This window comes from Streptomyces sp. NRRL S-118, assembly GCF_000716335.1.
In the GTDB taxonomy this organism is placed as follows: domain Bacteria; phylum Actinomycetota; class Actinomycetes; order Streptomycetales; family Streptomycetaceae; genus Streptomyces.
In genome coordinates this window covers 7,143-24,475 of record NZ_KL591034.1, presented here as the reverse complement: position 1 = coordinate 24,475, position 17,333 = coordinate 7,143, and the positions used below count along the sequence as shown (strand labels likewise).

Here is a 17,333-nt window from a genome sequence, read left to right as displayed (position 1 = left end):
GAGAGAAGGGGAGTGTTGTCATGTGTCACCCCGAGTGGCGGCGTGCACGGGTTCAGGCGCAGCGCCTGGCTGATCTCGCGCGGCTGCGCCGCGTCCGCGACCGGATCGACAGGGAATACGCGCAGCCGCTGGATGTGGAGGCGCTCGCCCGCAACGTGAACATGTCCGCCGGGCACCTCAGCCGGCAGTTCCGGGCCGCCTATGGTGAGTCGCCGTACGCGTACCTGATGACGCGTCGCATCGAGCGCGCGACGGCGCTGCTTCGGCGGGGTGATCTCAGCGTCACCGAGGTCTGCTTCGCGGTCGGCTGCGCGTCGCCGGGCACGTTCACCACCCGCTTCACCGAGCTGGTCGGCATGCCGCCCGGGGCCTTCCGGCGCCGTGCGGGGGATGCGGCGGATGCGGCGGATGCGGCGGATGCGGCGGCCGACCGTGCCGATGCCGCAGGTACGGCCGGTGGTGCGGGGCCTGCGGTCACGTTGGAGGGGATGCCGGCGTGCGTGGCGGAGCAGGTGGCAAGACCGGTCAGGAATCGAGAAGCCCCGGCCGCCGGGGTGCCTCTAGCGTGACAGCCATGGCAACCACCGCATCCACCACGTCCGTCGCTTCGGTCACTCTTGAGGTGGCCGACCCCGAGGCCGCCCACCGCTTCTACGCCGCCTTCGGGGTGGACACGTACATACGCCTGCGGGCCTCCGAGGCGCACTCCACCGGATTCCGCGGCTTCACCCTGGCGCTCACGGTGTCCCAGCCGGCCACCGTCGACCGCTTCCTCGGCGCCGCCGTGGACGCCGGCGCCACGGTGCTCAAGCCCGCCGCGAAGTCGCTGTGGGGCTACGGCGGCGTCGTCCAGGCCCCGGACGGGACCATCTGGAAAATCGCGACCTCGGCCAAGAAGGACACCGGCCCGGCCACCCGCGAGATCGGCGAGATCGTCCTTCTGCTCGGTGTCGAGGACGTGAAGGCAAGCAAGCAGTTCTACGTCGGCCGGGGCATGACCGTGGCCAGGAGCTTCGGCGGCAAGTACGCCGAGTTCGCCTCCGGCCGGCCCAGCCCCGTCAAGCTGGCGCTGTACAAGCGCCGCGGCCTGGCGAAGGACCTCGGCATCCCCGCCGGCGGCACCGGCTCGCACCGCGTCGTCCTCGGCAGCACCGCCGGCTCCTTCACCGACCCGGACGGATTCGCCTGGGAGGCCGCCGCGTCGCCCGCCCCCGCGCCGTCCACGGCGTCCGCAGTCTCCTGATTTCCCGGCCCTGAACTCCCGCCCCGACCCGACTCATCCCTGTACGGAAGGAAAACAGCCATGCAGCACACGATGTCGTCCGCCGCGAACTCCGGCACGGCCGAGCAGTACAACGGATTCACCGCCGAGGAGCGGGCCGCGATGAAGGAGCACGCGCAGGAGCAGAAGAAGGCGGCGACGCGACGCGGTTCGCGGGCGGAGAAGGATGCGGCGGCAGAGCGTGATGTGCTCGCGAAGATCGCCGAGATGCCGGAGGCGGACCGGGTCCTCGCCGAGCGGGTCCACGCCATCGTCAAGGCCGCCGCTCCGGACCTCACGCCCAAGCTCTGGTACGGGATGCCCGCCTACGCCAGGGACGGCAAGGTCGTCTGCCACTTCCAGAGCGCGCAGAAGTTCAAGTCGAGGTACGCCACGCTCGGATTCAGCGACCAGGCGATGCTCGACGAGGGCACCATGTGGCCGACCGCCTACGCCCTGAAGGAGCTGACCGCTGCCGACGAACAGCTCATCAGCGCGCTGGTCAGGAAGGCGGTGGGCTGAGGCCGGCCGGAACAGGACCAGCAGCGAACCGGCCGTGCGGTGGAAGAGTCTCCCGGCGACCCTGCGTACCGCATGCCCGGCCTCTTCTCGCTCCCGGCCTCACTCGTCCGGCCCGGCGAGGGGCCGGCGGCGGAGAACGGGAGACCTGAACGCCCGCTGCTCCCCGCGGTTGGTGTGCGGCTGTGGTCACATGCAGGAGCCCGGGGTCTCTACCGGGTGCAGCGTGGCCTCCCCCGTCACGCGGAGGCCGGTTCGCTGGCCCGGCCGCACGGGCGCCCGGCCGGGAACGCGGACGTCGACCGGTGCGTCCAGGCCGTCGACGGCGACGCTCGCCATGGCGTCGTGACCGTAGAAGCGCACTTCGGTCACGGTCCCGTGGGCCTCCGCACCGTCCGCGTCGGCGAGCCGCAGCTGTTCCGGGCGCAGCAGCACCAGCCCCTCCCGCACGCCGGGTGCCGGTGCGGCCAGCGGAACGCGGCCGAGAGGGGTGGTCGCCGTGCCCTGGTCGGCGGTCCCGGTGACGATGACGGCGTCCCCGACGAAATCCGCGACCCAGGGATCGGCCGGGCGGTGGTAGACGTCCTGGGGAGTGCCGCACTGCGCCACACGGCCTCCTCGTACGACGGCGACGAGATCGGCGGTCGAGAGCGCTTCCTGCTGGTCGTGGGTGACCAGTACGGCGGTGGCGCCGGTGGCCCGCAGGGCGGCGCGGACGTCATCACGCACCCCGGTGCGCAACGCGCTGTCGAGCGCGTTGAACGGCTCGTCGAGCAGCACCAGTTGGGGTTCCGGTGCCAGGGCGCGTGCGAGGGCGACGCGCTGCTGCTGGCCGCCGTGCGGCATACGGTCGCCGTAGCCGCCGAGGCCCACCAGGTCCAGCATCTCGCCGACGCGGCGGTACCGGGCCGCCCGGTCGGCGCCGGTGAGGCCGAACGCGACGTTGCGGGCCACGCTCAAGTGCGGGAACAGCGCGCCTTCCTGGGGGACGATACCGACACGGCGGCGTTCGGGCGGCAGGTGGGTGCCGGGGGCGCTCAGGGTGCGGCCGCCGACCGTGACCGTGCCGGCGTCGGCGCGCAGGAAACCGGCGATGACGCGGAGCAGGGTGGTTTTGCCGCATCCCGACGGGCCGAGGACCGCGGCCAGCGACCCGCCGGGCACGGAGAGGTCGAGCCCGTCCAGGACCCGTTCCCCGGAGCCGTATCCCTTCACCACTCCGGCGATCTGGAGGTCGGTCATGAGCGGTGCCTTCCGAGGAGGTAGGACGGTACTGCGGCGAGCAGAATCAGGACGGCGGCGTAGGGGGCGGCCGCGGCGAAGGAGCCGGTGCCGGTCTCGGTCCACAGCCGGGTGGCCAGGGTGTCCATGCCGGTGGGGCGCAGCAGCAGGGTAGCGGGGAGCTCCTTCATGCACACCACGAGCGTCAGGGCGGTCCCCGCCGCGATCCCGGGCGCGGCGAGCGGCACGGTGACCTCGCGCAGCACCCGCAGCGGAGAGCGGCCGAGCGAGCGTGCGACGTCCTCCAGCACGGGCGGCGCCTGCAGGACGGCGGCCCGGGTGGCGGCGACCGCGACGGGCAGGAACAGCACGGCGTAGGCGCACACCAGCAGCGGGAGTTCCTGGTAGAGCGGGCGGGCGTAGCGGACCGCGAAGAAGACCAGGGCGAGGGCGACGGTGATGCCGGGCAGCGCGTGTCCCGCGTACGCGGACTGTTCCAGCAGGTGGGCCGTCCGGCCGCGGTGGCGGGCGGCGATCACGCCGACGGGCAGGGCGAGCAGCGTGGTGAGCGCGGCGCCCGCGGTCGCGACGCCGAGCGTGGTGAGCGCGGTGTCCGCGAGGGTGGCGGGAGCCCAGGTGGCGGAGGTCCCGACGACCAGCCAGTAGCCGAGTACGGCGAGCGGGAAGCCGACGGCCGCCGTGACGATCGCGCCGCACCACGCCAGGGCGGGCAGGCGCAGGCGTCCGAGAGGGGCGTCGGATGCCGGGCGGGCGGTGCCCGTGCCGGTCCTGGAGTGTCCGGCGCGGCCGCGGGTACGGGCCTCCGCGAAGACCAGCGCCACGGTCATGACGACCAGGACCACACTGAGCGCGGCGGCGGGGGTGCGGTCGAAGCTGGCCCGGTACGAGGTGTAAATGCCGCGGGTGAAGGTGTCGTACCGCATGAGCGAAACGGCACCGAAGTCCGACAGGACGTAGAGCGCCACGAGGAGTCCGCCGGCGCCGGCGGCCGGGCGCAGCTGAGGAAGGGTGACCCGCAGGAAGGTCCGCAGCGGGCTGTGCCCGAGGGCCCGGGACACCTCCTCCTGCGCCGGGTCGATGCCCCGCAAGGTGGCGGCGACGGGCAGGTAGACGTACGGGAAGCTGACCAGGGTCAGCGCGAGCGCGGCGCCGGCGAAGCCGACGAGGGCCGGGGCGGCGGACAGCCACGCGAACGCCGCCACGTAGCTGGGCACCGCGAGGGGCAGCGTCACCAGCACCGACCAGGCGCGCGCGCCCGGCAGTGCGGTGCGGACGGTGAGCCAGGCCAGCGACACACCGAGCACCAGGCAGGCGGTGACGACGGTGGCGGCGAGTCCGAGGCTGCGCAGCAGCAGGAGCCCGGTCCTGTGGTCGGAGACGACGTTCCACGCGAACGCGGGGCCGCGCTCCAGGGCCCGTACGCCGATGTAGCCGAGCGGCAGGAGCGCGAGCAGTGCGGCCGCGCCGGCGAACAGGGCCAGGAGCAGAGGCGGTCGGCGCGCGGTGTGCGAGCGCCCGGCGGGCGCGGGGGCGCCAGCCGGGCGGGAATCGCGACGCGTCGGGACGCGCGGATCCGGTGTCGTCACGCTCAGACCATTCCTGCGTCCTGGAGCATCGCCAGGGTCTCCTTCAGCGACTCCAGCCTGCCCAGGTCGATCTTCGGCGGTTCCAGGGAGTCCAGGGGCGGCACTCCGTCGGCCGTCGGCACGCCCGCGGCCAGTGGGTACTCCTTCGTCTCCTCGGCGAAGTAGGTCTGCGCCTCGGCGGAGAGCAGGTAGTCCACGGCCTTCCGCGCGTAGGCGCTCTGCTGGGTGTCGGCGCCCTTCAGCATGCCCGCTCCGGCGACGTTGACCAGCCCGCCGGGGTCGCCCTTGGGCAGGAAGTGGACCTTGACGTCGACGTTCTCCTCGCCCTTCTCGGCGACCTTCTCGTACCAGTAGTAGTGGTTGAGGAGGCCGAGCGAGACCTCGCCCTTGTCGACGGCGTCCATGAGGTTGGAGTTGTTGTCGTACGCCTTGGGGTCGTTGGCCTTGAGGCCCTTGAGCCAGGTGCGGGTGGCGTCGTCGCCCTCCAGGACGCGCATGCCGGTGACGAACGCCTGGAAGGAGGCGTTGGTCGGGGCGTACCCGATCCGGCCCTTCCACTCCGGCTTCACGAGGTCGTGGACGCTGTCCGGGGGCGTGGCCACCTTGTCGGGGTGGTACCCGATGACGCGGACGCGCCCGCTGATGCCCGTCCAGTCACCGGCGGCGCCGCGGTAGGCCGGGGCGACCTTGTCCAGCGTCGACTTGGGCAGCGGGGCGAGGCGCCCCTCCTTGGACAGCGCGCCGAGGGCACCCGCGTCCTGCGAGAGGAAGAGGCCCGCCTCGGTGCGGTCACCCTCTTCGAGGAGCTGCGCCGAGAGTTCGGCGCTGTCGCCGTAGCGGACCTCGACCCGGGTGCCGAGGTGCTTCTCCAGCTTCTCGATGAGCGGTTTCACCAGGTTCTCGTTGCGGCCGGAGTAGATGACGAGACCGGCCGGCTCGTCGTCGCCGCACCCGGCGAGGGCCGGGAGGAGCAGCGCCGTGGCGGCGAGCGCGGTGAGGGTGCGTGCCAGGGGGCGTCGCATAGGGGGTGATGCCTTTCCTGCCGTGCTCGCTGCGGTCATCAGGGCGTGGCGCCCCCACGGGTGAGCGGGCGAATGGGTCCCGGGAGACACCGGAACACGGCATTCATAAGGTAATCCTTACCTAAGGGTCAAGGGCGTACGAGATCACAGCTTGGTCGCGGAAACCAGCGTCCTGCGCGTGCGCCGGGCGGCCGCCGGGCCAAGTCCCCCACGGCTCCCAGCGGTTGGCCGCCGGGGCGGCCGCACCGTCGCTCGGCCGCCCCGCGCGGGCCGCACTTCCCCCCTTTCGGATAAGGAGAGGCTTACCTACGATGCGCGGGTGACGCACCACCCCGCACCGCTTCCCGGCGGCATGACGCTCCCCCTCGCCCAGGGCCTCGCCGCCCATGGCGACCGCGCGGCCCTGATCACTCCCGACGGCACGCTCTCCTACCGTGATCTCGCCCAGCGGGTGGCGGACACCGCTCTGCGTCTCGGCCCCCATCGCCGGCTCGTCCTGCTGCCCGGTGCCAACACCGTCGAAGCCCTCGTCGTCCACCTCGCGGCGCTGTCGGCCGGACACCCCGTACTCCTCGTACCGGGCGACCACCCCGAGGCGGTGGAAGCGCTGACCGCCGCGTACGACCCGGATGTCGTCGTCCGGCCGGCGGACGGACCGTGGATCCTCGACGAGCGGCGCACCGTCTCCGCCCACACGCTGCACCCGGACCTCGCCCTGCTGCTGAGCACCTCCGGGTCGACCGGGTCACCCAAGCTGGTCCGTCTCTCGTACGACAACCTTCAGGCGAACGCGGAGTCGATCGCGGCGTACCTCGGCATACGCGAGACCGACCGCGCCGCGACGACCCTGCCCCTCTCCTACTGCTACGGCCTGTCCGTCGTCCACAGCCACCTGCTGCGCGGCGCCGGCCTCATCCTCACCGGCCTGTCGGTGGCCGACTCCTGCTTCTGGGACCTCTTCCGCACGGCACGCGGCTCGGCCCTCGCCGGCGTCCCGTACACGTTCGACCTCCTCGACCGCGTCGGGTTCGCCGGCATGGACCTCCCCCACCTGCGGTACGTGACGCAGGCCGGCGGCCGCCTGGCTCCCGACAAGGTGGCCCGCTACGCGGACCTGGGTGCACGGCGTGGCTGGGACCTGTTCGTCATGTACGGGCAGACCGAAGCGACGGCCCGCATGGCGTACCTGCCCCCTGATCTGGCCGCCGCACACCCCGGCGCGATCGGAGTGCCGGTGCCGGGCGGGGCGTTCCGGCTCGAACCGGTCGAGGACCTGCCCTGTGCCGACGGCTCGGCCGGGGAGCTCGTCTACACCGGCCGCAACGTCATGCTGGGTTACGCGCACACCCCGGACGACCTCGCTCTCGGCCGGACGACGGACGAGCTGCGCACCGGCGATGTCGCACGGCGTACGCCGGAGGGGCTGTACGAGATCGTCGGGCGGCGCAGCCGGTTCGTGAAGATCCTCGGTCTGCGGATCGATCCGCAGCAGATCGAGGCGTCGCTCGAACGCCGTGGCATCACGGCCCTGTGCACCGGGGACGACGAGGCGCTCACCGTCGCCGCCACCGGTGTGCCCGAGTCCGACGCGCGGCGGATCCGCGGACTGGTGGCGGGCGCGTGCGAGCTGCCGGCCCGCGCCGTGCGCGTCCACATCCTGGCGGACCTGCCTCGCCTCCCCACGGGCAAGCCCGACTACCGCGCGGTCCGCGAACTGGCCGCCCGGGCGGCGCCCGATGCTCCCGGCGGGGTGGGAGCCGGGTCCGGCGGAGAGGACCTGTGCGGGCTCTACGCACGGGTCCTCGACCGTACGGACGTGACCGAGGACAGCACCTTCGTCGGTCTGGGCGGCGACTCGCTGTCGTACGTCGAGATGTCCGTCAACCTCGAGGAGCGGCTGGGTCACCTGCCGCAGGACTGGCACACGACGCCGATCCGCGCGCTCGAGCGGTCGGCTCGGCCCGGCCGCTCCCGGCACCGCGCCCTGGAGACCGGTGTGGCCCTGCGCGCCGCGGCGATCTTCTGCATCGTCGGCTCGCACATATCCCTGTTCGACATCAGGGGCGGAGCCCATCTGCTCCTGACCGTCGCGGGATTCAACTTCGCCCGGTTCCACCTGACCACGGCGGGACGCCGCCGGCGCGTGCACCACGCCTCGCGCAGCATCGCGCGCATCGCCCTGCCGAGCATGGCCTGGATCGCCTTCGCCCTCCTCATCAGCGACGACTACACGCTGACCAACCTGTTCCTCCTGCACAACGCCCTCAAGCCGCTGGACATGGGGTCGGGCATCCACCTGTGGTTCATCGAGGCCCTGGTCTACATCCTGATCGCCGTCGTCGCCCTGCTCGCGCTGCCCGCCGCGGACCGGGCGGAGAGGCGCTTCCCGTACGGACTGCCCCTCGCCCTGGTGGCCCTCGGCCTGCTCACCCGCTACGACCTCGCCGGGCTTCCGGACCGCTCCCACATGACGGACGCGGTGACCGTCTTCTGGCTGTTCGCCCTGGGCTGGGCGGCGTCGAAGTCCCGCACGGTGGTGCACCGGCTGATCGTCACCGCGACGGCGGTCCTCACCGTGCCGGGTTTCTTCCCCGGCGAGCCCGGGCGCGAGGCGTTCGTCGTCGTCGGGTTCACCCTGCTGGTGTGGCTCCCGACGCTGCCGGGCCACGAGCGGGTCAACCGCGTGGCCGGCCTGGTGGCGTCCAGTTCGATGTACATCTACCTGACCCACTGGCAGGTCTACCCGCTCCTCGACGACTTCTCCGAGCCCCTGGCCCTGGTGGCCTCCCTCGTCTTCGGCATCGCCTACGCCACCGCGGTGACGCGCCTGATGCGGGGCCGGCCGCTCCTGCCCTCGCTGCCGGCTCTGCCGGCGCTGCCGCTGCTGCTGCCGCGCCTGCCGCACTTGAGCCGCTTGGTCCCGGCCGGTGTCCGCGGGCCCGGCCTCGGAGCGCCCGGACGTATCGGCAACGGCCGGGACGGAGGCAAGGGGGCCGCGACCCGCAGGCGGTGACACCGGCGCGGGCGGACCGCCGGGACGCCGGCGCGGGCTGCCCGCTTCCTTCTGCTTCGCCTGTCGGGAGGTGGACAGGGCTTCGGCCCCTCCCCCCGCGAGGAACGCGGGGAAGGGGCCGGCCTTCACGTGGAACGGCGCGATGCTGCCGCGCTCACCCGGTGAGCTTCACGACGCCCGAGGCCGTCGCGTCCGGGCCCGTGCCGTCCGCCGGGGTGGCGGTCAGTCGCCAGGTGTAGCCGCCGGTCGCCGCCGGGGTGCCTGTCCGGGACGTGCCGTCCCAGGTGATCCGTACGGCGCTCAGGGTCCCTTCGCCCGTCCAGGTGCGGACGGTCTCGCCCGTCGCGCGGCGGGTGAGCGTCACCTGCCAGGATGCCGCCGGCTTGGAGAGCCACCAGGCGGCTGCCCACTCACCGGCCGCGGTGCGGGGCGCGGCGGTACGGGCGATGCGCAGCGGAGAGACCGCGTGCTGCGGCGCGGTGACGTGGACGGTGTCGTCCGCGCCGACCCAGGCGAGCTTGCCGGCGCCCGGGTCGAGGGTCCAGGTGGTGCCGCGCCCATCGCCGTCCGCGGGCTGCTTCAGTCCGGTGACCGTGCCCAGGTCCGCCGTGCCGCCGTCCGCCTGCAGGGCCGTGAGGCGGAGAGCGCCGGACGCGTCGCGGTGGGCCAGGAAGCGGTCGCCGAGCAGGACGCCGGACGCCGGTGCGGAGAAGGTGCGACCGGTCGACAGGTCGCGCACGCCCGCCGCGTCCTGCGAGGCGCAGCTCCAGTACAGCAGGGAGCCGCTGTGCTGCAGCTCGCTGGGGACGCAGGCGGAGCCGAGGTCGAGGGTTCCGGTGGGCTTTCCGGTGTGCAGGTTGATGACCTTCACCTTGCCGGGCTGGTTGAGCGCCGGCTTGAACAGCTTCCTCTGGTCCAGTACGGCCGCCTGGGCCGGCTGCTGCCGGACGACGAGGTCGCGAGCGGTGTCCACGACGTACTGCTGTCCGCCCGCCTCGTACACCACGAACTCCGGTGCGGTGTCGAGGATGCGGCCGTTCCTTCCCGGCAGCGGGAAGCTGTCCGCCGGCTTCGCCGGGTCGTCGCCGGTCACCAGCACGTCGGCACCCGTGTCCGGGTCGGCGACCAGCCTGGCCAGACCCTCGTCGGTGCCGTCGGCGAAGCGGCCCGCCGCGATGCCGGGGAAGTCGGCGAGCGGCGCGCCGTCGGCCGGGGCGAGTCCCGTGCCGATGTCCTTGCCGTGCAACGTCTCCGTGCCGGTCAGGGAGTTGACGTACCGCAGCCGCCCGCGGTCCAGGCTCAGCGCCCCGATCGAGCCGTCGGCCGTTTTCGTACGGGGGACCTGGCGCAGCGGCAGGTCGAAGACGAGCCCCAGGCCGTCCACGCTGTAGTGGTGCACGGCGCGCTTCCCGTCGGCGTCCTTGCCGAGCGCGACGAGGGAACCGGTGCCCTCGGCACGCAGGAACGCCTGCTCGACGTCGCTGAGCAGCGTCCGTTCGGTCTCCGCCCCGGCGAAGGGGGTGAGGCGCAGAGGGCCGCCGTCGCCCTCGTACCAGAGCACGTTGTCGCCGATCACGAACGAGGTGACCGCGCTGTCGGCGGACCCCGTGGCGAGCGGCACGACGCGCGGGGCGGCCGTGCTGCCCAAGGGCATGACCCGCACGCCGGGCTGTCCGCTGCGGGAGAACCAGCTGACGGTGGTCTGCGTGATGCGGAAGCTGCCGGCCTCGCCGGTCACGGGCAGCGGGGCGACCCTGCCGTTGTACGCGGTGAGGATGCCGTAGGCCGGGGTGCCGTCGGCGGTGCGGTAGCCGATGACGAGCTGGTTGTAGTAGGCGCCGAGCAGCTGGGGTTCGGCGCCGGTGGTGGCTCCGGCGGGCAGCTGCACGACGGGGTCGTTCGCCGGGTCGCCGCCGCGGGCCACGCGCAGTTGGTACGTCCCGTCGCCCTGGTCGACGGTGGCGAGTACCCAGCCGTTGGCGATGCGCGGGTTGAGGTATCCGGCGGGCACGGTGATGGTGCTGGTGAAGCGCGGGTCCTCGATGCCGACCCGCACGACGTCCGTGCCGCCGTCCTCACGCGGCCGGGTGTAGGTGACGCGGTTGTACTCGTCGTGGCCGCGCACGATGGCCGCCTGCGGGACGCCGTCGAGGGCCGGGACGGGCTTGGTGGTGCGGTTGTACGTCGTGGTCCAGAGGTAACCGCCGCCCTCGTGGTGCAGCACGCCCTGGCTGCCGGTCGCCAGCACCGTCTCGGTGCCGTCGCCGTAGGCGTCGGGTGCGGGTATGAGGATCTCGGCCGCTTCAGCGGCGTGAGCCGTGCCGGCCGGCAGGACGGTCGTCAGCCCCGCGGCGAGGACGGCGGCGATGGCGGTGCAGCGGGTACGCCGGGTACGGCGGCTGGTCGTGCGCAGGTGATGGGACACCTGACCCCCCTCTTGTTAACCTTTTACGTTGCACGTCGAGGTGTGAACTCGGTTAACCATACACAGAGGAAGGCGAGTTGTGGGGGAAACGTGTGACGATCGTGCCGCAAGGGCGTCACGGCAGTGGGCACTCAGCGCAGTACGGCCGCCAGCAGATCGGTGCCCAGCGCCGTGAGGCCGGGCAGGTTGAGGGTGTAGCGCACGTAGCGGCCGTGCCGTCGGGCCGAGAGCAGATCGGCGCGACGCAGGACGGCGAGGTGGCGGGAGACCTCCGGGGGTGAAAGCTCCCAGGTGTGGGCCAGTTCACCGGTGGTGTGCGGGCCGCGGGCGAGGGTGCGCAGCAGCCGGAGCCGTACAGGGTGTGCGAGTGCCTCCAGCCGCAGGGTGACCGTCTCCAGCGACGCCGGCTCCGCGGGGCTCGGCTCGGCCACGGGGTACTGCACGACCGGTGGCCACCCGGGCGTGTGGACCACCACCAGGTGCGGGCGGTTGAAGACACTGGGGATGAAGGTGACCCCCGCGCCGTGGGCGGCGGTCGCCTTGTCCTGCAGCTTGTCCACGATGATGCAGTCGCCGTCCGGCGCGAGGGTGACCGCGCCGGATACCGAGGCGAGTGCCGCCCCGATGCCCTGGCGCTTCAGCAGGTCGTTCTTCAGGCGCAGGTCGGTCGCGAGATGCACGGCGGCCTCTGCCCAGGCGGCGTCGAAGAAGGCTTCGGCGCAGTGCTCGAGGGTGCGGCGCACCCGCGCCCGTACGGCCGCCGGATCCCCGAGCAGCCGTTCCGCGAAGGCCTCCTGCCGCGCGCCGCGCGCCTGGGCCAGGTCCAGGGCCCGCTCGCGCGCGGTCGCGTCGGTGAGCGGCGACGGCGCGGCGGGGTGGGCGCGGCGGGTCCCGCACGTGGTGACCAGCGCGGCGGTCGCATACGTCTCGTCGTCGATCCGGTCCACGTCGTCCAGCTCCTCGGCGAGGGTCGGCCGGGGCCGGGCGGGAATCAGGAAGTCGGCCTGGGAGGAACGCCAGAGGAACTCCGCCTCCCGCAACCGCTCGGCCAGTTCCGGCCGCAGGCCCGCCCACACACCCGCGGCCCAGTCCGCGAGCTGCGGATGATGCCCGGGCTCGGCCAGCACGTGCAGCATCGCGGTCAGCTCGGCCAGCGGGGAGGCGGCGAACCGCAGTCGCTCGGACGGCAGGCCGCCGATGTCGATCCTCAGCGTCATCCCCTCATCATCACCGACGGGACCGGCCGCTGACGGCGCCGGTTGACGGGGTCCGTCAACCCACGTGCCGGGCCCGGCGGCCGGCCGCACCGTGAGCGCCATGGCAACCACCACCAAGATCGAGCCGCGTGCCCTCGTCCGTGCCTCCGGAGGCCCCCGTTACGCCGTCGCCCTGACCGTGGACGCGCTCGGCACCGGCCTGCTGCGGCCCTTCCTGCTGCTCTACGGGATGACGGTGCTGCGGCTATCCGCGCCGGTCACCGGCACCGCCATGACGGTCGCCGTCGTCGCGGGTCTGGTGTGCATGCCCGTGGTGGGCCGATGGCTGGACCGGGGCGCACGCAGCACGGTCGTGGCGGCGTCGATGCTGGTGCGGGTGCTGGGCGTCGTGCTGCTGCTGGCCACCCCGGCGGGGCACGTCTGGCTGTTCGCGACGGCGGCGCTCTTCCTCGGCATCGGCAACCAGGCGTGGCCGGCCGCCCATGCGGCGCTCGTGGCCACGGTCGCCCACGGCCGGGAACGGGACGCCGTTCTCGCGGCAGGCCGCGCCCTGCGCAACGCGGGCCTGGGCGCGGGCGCGCTCATCGCCACCGCATGCCTGGCGGGTGGCACCACCGCGTTGCAGGCGCTGGCAGCCGTCACCGGGCTCGCCCATCTCGCCGCGGCGGCCCTGGCGTGGTCGGTCCGCCTCCGCGCGCAGCCGGCCACTGCCCCGGCCGAGGACGGGACCGACGGGCCCGCACCGCGGATGCGCGCTCTGCTGGCCGGCAACGTGATCTACGCCTTCTGCCTCAATGTTCCCGAAATCGCGCTGCCTCTCATCCTGGTCACACAACTGCACGCGTCCCCGGTGTGGTCGGCAGCCGTCTTCGTGGCCAACACCGTGCTGGTGGTCACCCTGCAGGTTCCGGTCACAGTCCTGATGTCCCGCTTCTCCCGGCGGGCCGTACTGGCTCTCGCCGGCGTGATCCTCACCGCGTCCTACCTCGGCTTCCTCGCGGCCACCTCACTGGGACACGGCTGGGGCGCCCCGGCCGTCGCCGCGGTGTCCGTCATCTGCACCCTCGGCGAGATCATCTACGCCGGCAGCGCCACCGCGCTCGTCACCGCCCTCGCCCCGTCCCGCGTCCTGGGACGTGCCCTCGCCCGCTTCGAGCTCTCCACGGGCGTCGGCCTCGCCGTCTCCCCGGTGGTCATCACCACCCTCGCGCCCCACGGCTCGGCCGCCCTCTGGGGCAGCCTCGCCGCTGCGACACTCCTCTCCTCCTTCGCCGTCGCCCAGTGAGCCGGATCCGGTGCGTGCGGCACAACGGACCGGCCGCTGCCACCGGGAGACGAGCCCGATGGCAGCGGCCCGGAGCTTTCGGCGGGCGTCCGGCCGGCCCGGTCCCAAGAGGTACGTGACCGCCGCGCGGTCACGTACCTCGCTCCGCCGGCCGCCGCTCACTTCGCGGAGCTGTCCGGCGGCCCCGGCGGGCCCGTCCCGAGCCGTCGCCCACCGTCCGCCCTCCCGCGCGCCGCATGCACCGCCATGATGCGGCGCTTCAGTCGCCGCCACCGCCTCCGCCGCCGCCGCAGGAGGACCCGCCACCGCACGAGAAGCCGCCACTGCCGCAGCCGCCACCCCCGTCGCCGCCCCCACGGCCGCGCCGGCGCTTCGTCTTCTTCCGCCCGCTCGACATGACGAGCAGGATCACGATCGCGGCGAAGCCCGCGATCAGCAGGAAGTCGGTCATGTTGCCCCCGTGGGTCTCGGTCACGCGTTCGTGCCGCGTGGTGTGTGCGGGGACGATGCCCATCGGGGCTTGCGATCCAACCGGACTTGAGCAAGTCCTGAGCTTGCGCGTCCGGGTCCGCGGTCAGGGCGCCGCCGGGCGGCCCGCCACGAGGTGGAGGCGGTCGCCCGAGAAGGACTCCCGCAGCACCCGGTCGTGGGTGACGAGCACGGCCTGCCTCCGTTCCTGTCGCACCGTCAGTCCTGCCAGTAGAACAGCAGGGTGTCGACGCAGAGTTCCGCACGCCGGCCGAAGTAGTAGACGTGCAGGCCGGTGACCTCGACGGCTTCGGTCATCTCGTCGATCCAGCGCAGGCCCGCCGCTTCCAGCACCGGGCGGGCCGCGGTCCCGCCCTCGCGGGCGATCGCGAAGCGGCCGAGGGTACTGATCCAGACCTCGCTGTCGCCGTCGTCGAACTCGATGATGTGGTAGGTCCCGTCGCCCTGCCGGTACTCGGCCGCGCAGTGCACGGGGGGCTTCGGCGCGAAGCCCGCGGAGGTGAGCGCCTCGGTGGCGCGGCGCAGCCAGCCCTCCACGTCGTGGCGTGCGGGTGGTGCGGCGCACAGGGCCTCGACGCGCCAGCGGGGGTCGGTCAGCCGCTCGCTCCAGGACACGTGCTCGTGCAGGATCGCCGTGCGCAGCTCCTCGTCCAGGCCGGGGACCTCGACCCGGGGGCGGCCCAGCGCCTCGTACAGCGCTCGGGTCTCGTCCACGTCCTCGGTGAGCTCGTGGAGTGCGAGGACGGCCCAGAGCCTCGCCTCGGTCGTGGGGGCCTCGGTGAGGTACGACCGGAGGCGTCCGGCGTCGTGGGCCAGCGTGTGGGCACGGTGGGCCACCAGCCGGTCGGGGTCGGCGAGCGCGTACGTCACGTCCTCGCCGGCCCGGAACCGCATCCGCAGACGGAAGAGCCGGTCCTCGGGCCGGTCCTCCCCGAGGCGGGCCATGACGGCTTCAGCACCATGGCGCTCGACGAGCGCGTCCAGCGCCGCCTCGCCAGCCTCCTGGCCGTGCCGCCACGGGTCGGCCGCGAGGGTGGCCGCTTCCCCGGCCACGGTGAGGTCGCCGATCAGGCCGCGGGTCCTGACCAACGCCTCCGGCATGCCGTACGAGGTCTCCAGGCGGCGGTCCTCGTGGCGCAGCCACGGCAGCAGTTCCGGGCGGCCGCCGACGATGTCCAGCAACGCCCTGCGGACCTCCCCCGCGTCCCCGGCGTCGCGGACCCGGTCGAGCAGAGCGCCGGCCCACGCCTCCGGCACGCGTCCGGCGAGCGCCTGCGCGCAGGCCGTCCGCCGCCACCAGGGGTGGGACGGCTCGGCCACGTACCGGGCGAGCTCGTCGGCGTCGTACGCGCGCAGGGCGTCGGTGTCGGCCCGCCCGGCCGACGGGATCAGCGTCTCCATGTCCGGCACCCCGGGATGCTAGATCGCGGCCCCGGCAGCCCGCCTCCCACTTGTGCAGGGCGGGCCGACAGCGGTACGCCGGCCGGGCCCGGCAGGTCGGGCAGGTCCGGCGGGCCCACGGCGACGTCCGGGGCCGCGGGCGAGGTACGGAAGGGGGAACCGGCGCACTATGGAGGTGAGGAGGAGCCTGTCATGAGCCAGCACCAGCGCCGGGTGGGACCGGTGATCGCTGCGGTGGCCGTGGGAACCGGTCTCGTCTTCGGCTCCGCGTGCGCCGGCGACCCGAGCACCACCCCCACCCCGTCCGGCGAGCCCACCACCCGGCAGACGCAGAGCGCGACGCCGGGCGAGCGGAGCGACGAGGAGCGCGGGGACCTGGTCCGCTTCGAGCTCAGCGACCGCTCGGAAGGGGGGACCAGCGACATCCGGGTCGTGTGGACGATCAAGAACAACAGCGACCGCACAGCCACCTACAGCTGGGAGTGGGAAGCGGTCGACGCCAAGGGCGACCGAGTGGCCAGGAAGTCTCAGCCCGCCACCGACGTCAAGCCCGGCCAGACCATCACGGGCGAGCACCGCACCACCCTCAAGACCACCGACGGCATCAAGCTCAACATCACCGGCTTCCATCAGTCCCGTGCCGACTGACCGGCCGGCCGGTCCCGTTCGGCATCCGGGGTGACGGTGCGGAGAGGTGTTCCCTTCAGGCGGTCGAGCTGCTCGTAGAGCGCACGGACCAGCGCGGCGCGGCTCCGGACGCAGTGCGCGGTGCCCTGCAGCGGTGCGGACAGATGCTGCTCCGCCGCGTCGAGGACCGCCTCGGCCGGTGTGCGGCGGGCGTCGTCCGCGGGCAGAAGCCGGGCGCGGTGGTGGAGGTCGGTGACCACCGCCCGGGCGTGGCCGGTCAGTGCGAGTGCGATCTGCTGGCAGTCACCGGCCGGGAGCGCCGGGTCCGCGCTGCTGAGCACGGCGGTGGCGAGTGCCTCGAACGGGGCGCGGTCGAGGGGGATCCCGGACTCGATCAGTCCGTCGGGGTCGTACAGGACCGTGCAGGTGCTGGTGGCCGCGGCACCCTGACCGTACCCCTTCTGCACGCGCGCCGGCAGTATGGCCTTGCCGGCTTCGCTCCGGGCGTCCGTGTGGTTCTGGCCCGAGGGCTTCGTGGGCCGGTCCAGCCCACGGGCGACGCGGGGCTGAAGGTCGGGCTGAAGGCTGCTACTGACGTGCTGAATGTCACTGACTGTACGCATCAGACCTCACTCACACCGGTTTCGGGAACACACAGTGACCATCGGAGATGGTCAGGACCCGCTGAAGCGTGTTGCGTGAACTCGCCACATCCCGCTCGAAGCGTGTCGTCCGGCGTAGGCGGGAGGTGGAACGGAGGTGGCCGGCGGAAGCGGGGCGGGTCCGCGGCGCACAACGCTCGCCGGGGACCAGGGGAACCATGGCGCCCGGGTAGCGACGGGCCTCCATCGGCTGACTGATCGTTTCAGAATGAACTTCCCTCCGGCAGCCAGTTACTGCTGGTGCGGCAAGCGCAATCGCTGTCTGGAGCACTTCTCTTCGCGAGTGGTCCTGGTGGTGGCCAGACGCCGGCCTCGGTCCAGTCCCGGACGCCGATGAGGTCCTCGATGACCTGCGCCAAAGCGTGGTCGACAACCTCACGCCGAAGCTGCCCTGCGCAGGCTCGTCCCGATTGTTCGCGATGGGGCGGAGGCCGTACTCCAGCACCCCGTATCGGTGTCCATGAGGTGGGCGGGTGAAGGGTGTTGACCGTGACGCCGGTGCCGTCGAGCTCGGCGGCGAGCTCGAACGTCGCCGAGCTCGGTGCGAGTTTGCTGCGGCAGTACGCGCGCAGCCCCTCGTAGTC

The 17,333-nt window shown here is 73.0% G+C and carries 14 protein-coding genes and 1 pseudogene; 6 read left to right on the top strand and 9 right to left on the bottom strand.

Going from position 1 to position 17,333, the window contains the following annotated elements:
* The first annotated feature begins 20 nt into the window (after positions 1–20).
* The 3 genes from IH00_RS0134275 to IH00_RS0134265 are packed head-to-tail and all read left to right on the top strand — an operon-like array spanning position 21 to position 1,783.
* Positions 21–569: a helix-turn-helix transcriptional regulator gene (locus tag IH00_RS0134275; protein WP_031080095.1), complete on the top strand. Its 549-nt coding sequence runs from the start codon at positions 21–23 to the stop codon at positions 567–569.
* Between the two features lie 5 nt (positions 570–574).
* Complete coding sequence (locus tag IH00_RS0134270) at positions 575–1,243, top strand: VOC family protein (RefSeq protein WP_031080092.1); 669 nt, start codon at positions 575–577, stop codon at positions 1,241–1,243.
* Between the two features lie 60 nt (positions 1,244–1,303).
* Positions 1,304–1,783: an iron chaperone gene (locus tag IH00_RS0134265; RefSeq protein WP_039947717.1), complete on the top strand. Its 480-nt coding sequence runs from the start codon at positions 1,304–1,306 to the stop codon at positions 1,781–1,783.
* 186 nt (positions 1,784–1,969) lie between these two features.
* Here the strand turns inward: IH00_RS0134265 and IH00_RS0134260 are convergent, their stop codons facing one another.
* From IH00_RS0134260 to IH00_RS0134250, 3 genes are read right to left on the bottom strand one after another with little or no spacing between them, the layout of a single operon-like run.
* Positions 1,970–3,022 carry an ABC transporter ATP-binding protein gene (locus tag IH00_RS0134260; RefSeq protein WP_031080088.1) on the bottom strand — a complete coding sequence of 351 codons (1,053 nt, stop codon included), beginning with the start codon at positions 3,020–3,022 and terminating at the stop codon, positions 1,970–1,972.
* Positions 3,019–4,608 carry an ABC transporter permease gene (locus IH00_RS0134255; RefSeq protein ID WP_031080087.1) on the bottom strand — a complete coding sequence of 530 codons (1,590 nt, stop codon included), beginning with the start codon at positions 4,606–4,608 and terminating at the stop codon, positions 3,019–3,021. Before IH00_RS0134255 ends, IH00_RS0134260 begins: the two co-directional genes overlap by 4 nt.
* Positions 4,609–4,610: 2 nt before the next feature.
* Complete coding sequence (locus IH00_RS0134250; RefSeq protein ID WP_031080084.1) at positions 4,611–5,630, bottom strand: iron ABC transporter substrate-binding protein; 1,020 nt, start codon at positions 5,628–5,630, stop codon at positions 4,611–4,613.
* A 319-nt stretch (positions 5,631–5,949) separates the two neighbouring features.
* Here IH00_RS0134250 and IH00_RS0134245 point away from each other — a divergent pair, with 319 nt between their 5' ends.
* Complete coding sequence (locus tag IH00_RS0134245) at positions 5,950–8,643, top strand: AMP-binding protein (protein WP_234335077.1); 2,694 nt, start codon at positions 5,950–5,952, stop codon at positions 8,641–8,643.
* A 154-nt stretch (positions 8,644–8,797) separates the two neighbouring features.
* On the opposite strand, the gene IH00_RS0134240 is transcribed toward IH00_RS0134245, so the two are convergent.
* Positions 8,798–11,068 (bottom strand): FlgD immunoglobulin-like domain containing protein, encoded by a 2,271-nt coding sequence (locus tag IH00_RS0134240; RefSeq protein ID WP_031080080.1) that lies wholly within the window; start codon positions 11,066–11,068, stop codon positions 8,798–8,800.
* A gap of 131 nt (positions 11,069–11,199) precedes the next feature.
* A complete protein-coding gene (locus tag IH00_RS0134235) occupies positions 11,200–12,285 on the bottom strand; it encodes a DUF5937 family protein (RefSeq protein ID WP_031080078.1) in 1,086 nt (361 codons plus the stop codon).
* A gap of 100 nt (positions 12,286–12,385) precedes the next feature.
* On the opposite strand from IH00_RS0134235, the gene IH00_RS0134230 reads away from it, so the two are divergent.
* A complete protein-coding gene (locus tag IH00_RS0134230) occupies positions 12,386–13,570 on the top strand; it encodes an MFS transporter (protein ID WP_031080076.1) in 1,185 nt (394 codons plus the stop codon).
* A gap of 259 nt (positions 13,571–13,829) precedes the next feature.
* Here IH00_RS0134230 and IH00_RS0134225 read toward each other — a convergent pair whose 3' ends face one another.
* Both IH00_RS0134225 and IH00_RS0134215 read right to left on the bottom strand, forming a co-directional pair.
* Positions 13,830–14,045, bottom strand: a complete 216-nt coding sequence (locus IH00_RS0134225) for a hypothetical protein (RefSeq protein ID WP_199819867.1) — start codon at positions 14,043–14,045, stop codon at positions 13,830–13,832.
* A gap of 212 nt (positions 14,046–14,257) precedes the next feature.
* Positions 14,258–15,460, bottom strand: coding sequence for a hypothetical protein (locus tag IH00_RS0134215; RefSeq protein ID WP_078888115.1), 1,203 nt, complete (start codon positions 15,458–15,460; stop codon positions 14,258–14,260).
* A gap of 192 nt (positions 15,461–15,652) precedes the next feature.
* On the opposite strand from IH00_RS0134215, the gene IH00_RS0134210 reads away from it, so the two are divergent.
* Entirely contained in the window at positions 15,653–16,108 is a 456-nt protein-coding gene (locus IH00_RS0134210; protein ID WP_234335076.1) for a hypothetical protein, read from the top strand.
* Here IH00_RS0134210 and IH00_RS0134205 read toward each other — a convergent pair.
* Together IH00_RS0134205 and IH00_RS44630 are read right to left on the bottom strand one after the other, a co-directional pair.
* A complete protein-coding gene (locus IH00_RS0134205; RefSeq protein WP_324615814.1) occupies positions 16,090–16,710 on the bottom strand; it encodes a hypothetical protein in 621 nt (206 codons plus the stop codon). The two genes, IH00_RS0134210 and IH00_RS0134205, sit on opposite strands and share 19 nt — an antisense overlap.
* 457 nt (positions 16,711–17,167) lie before the next feature.
* A pseudogene (locus IH00_RS44630) lies at positions 17,168–17,333 on the bottom strand (3-oxoacyl-ACP reductase); the annotation flags it as partial.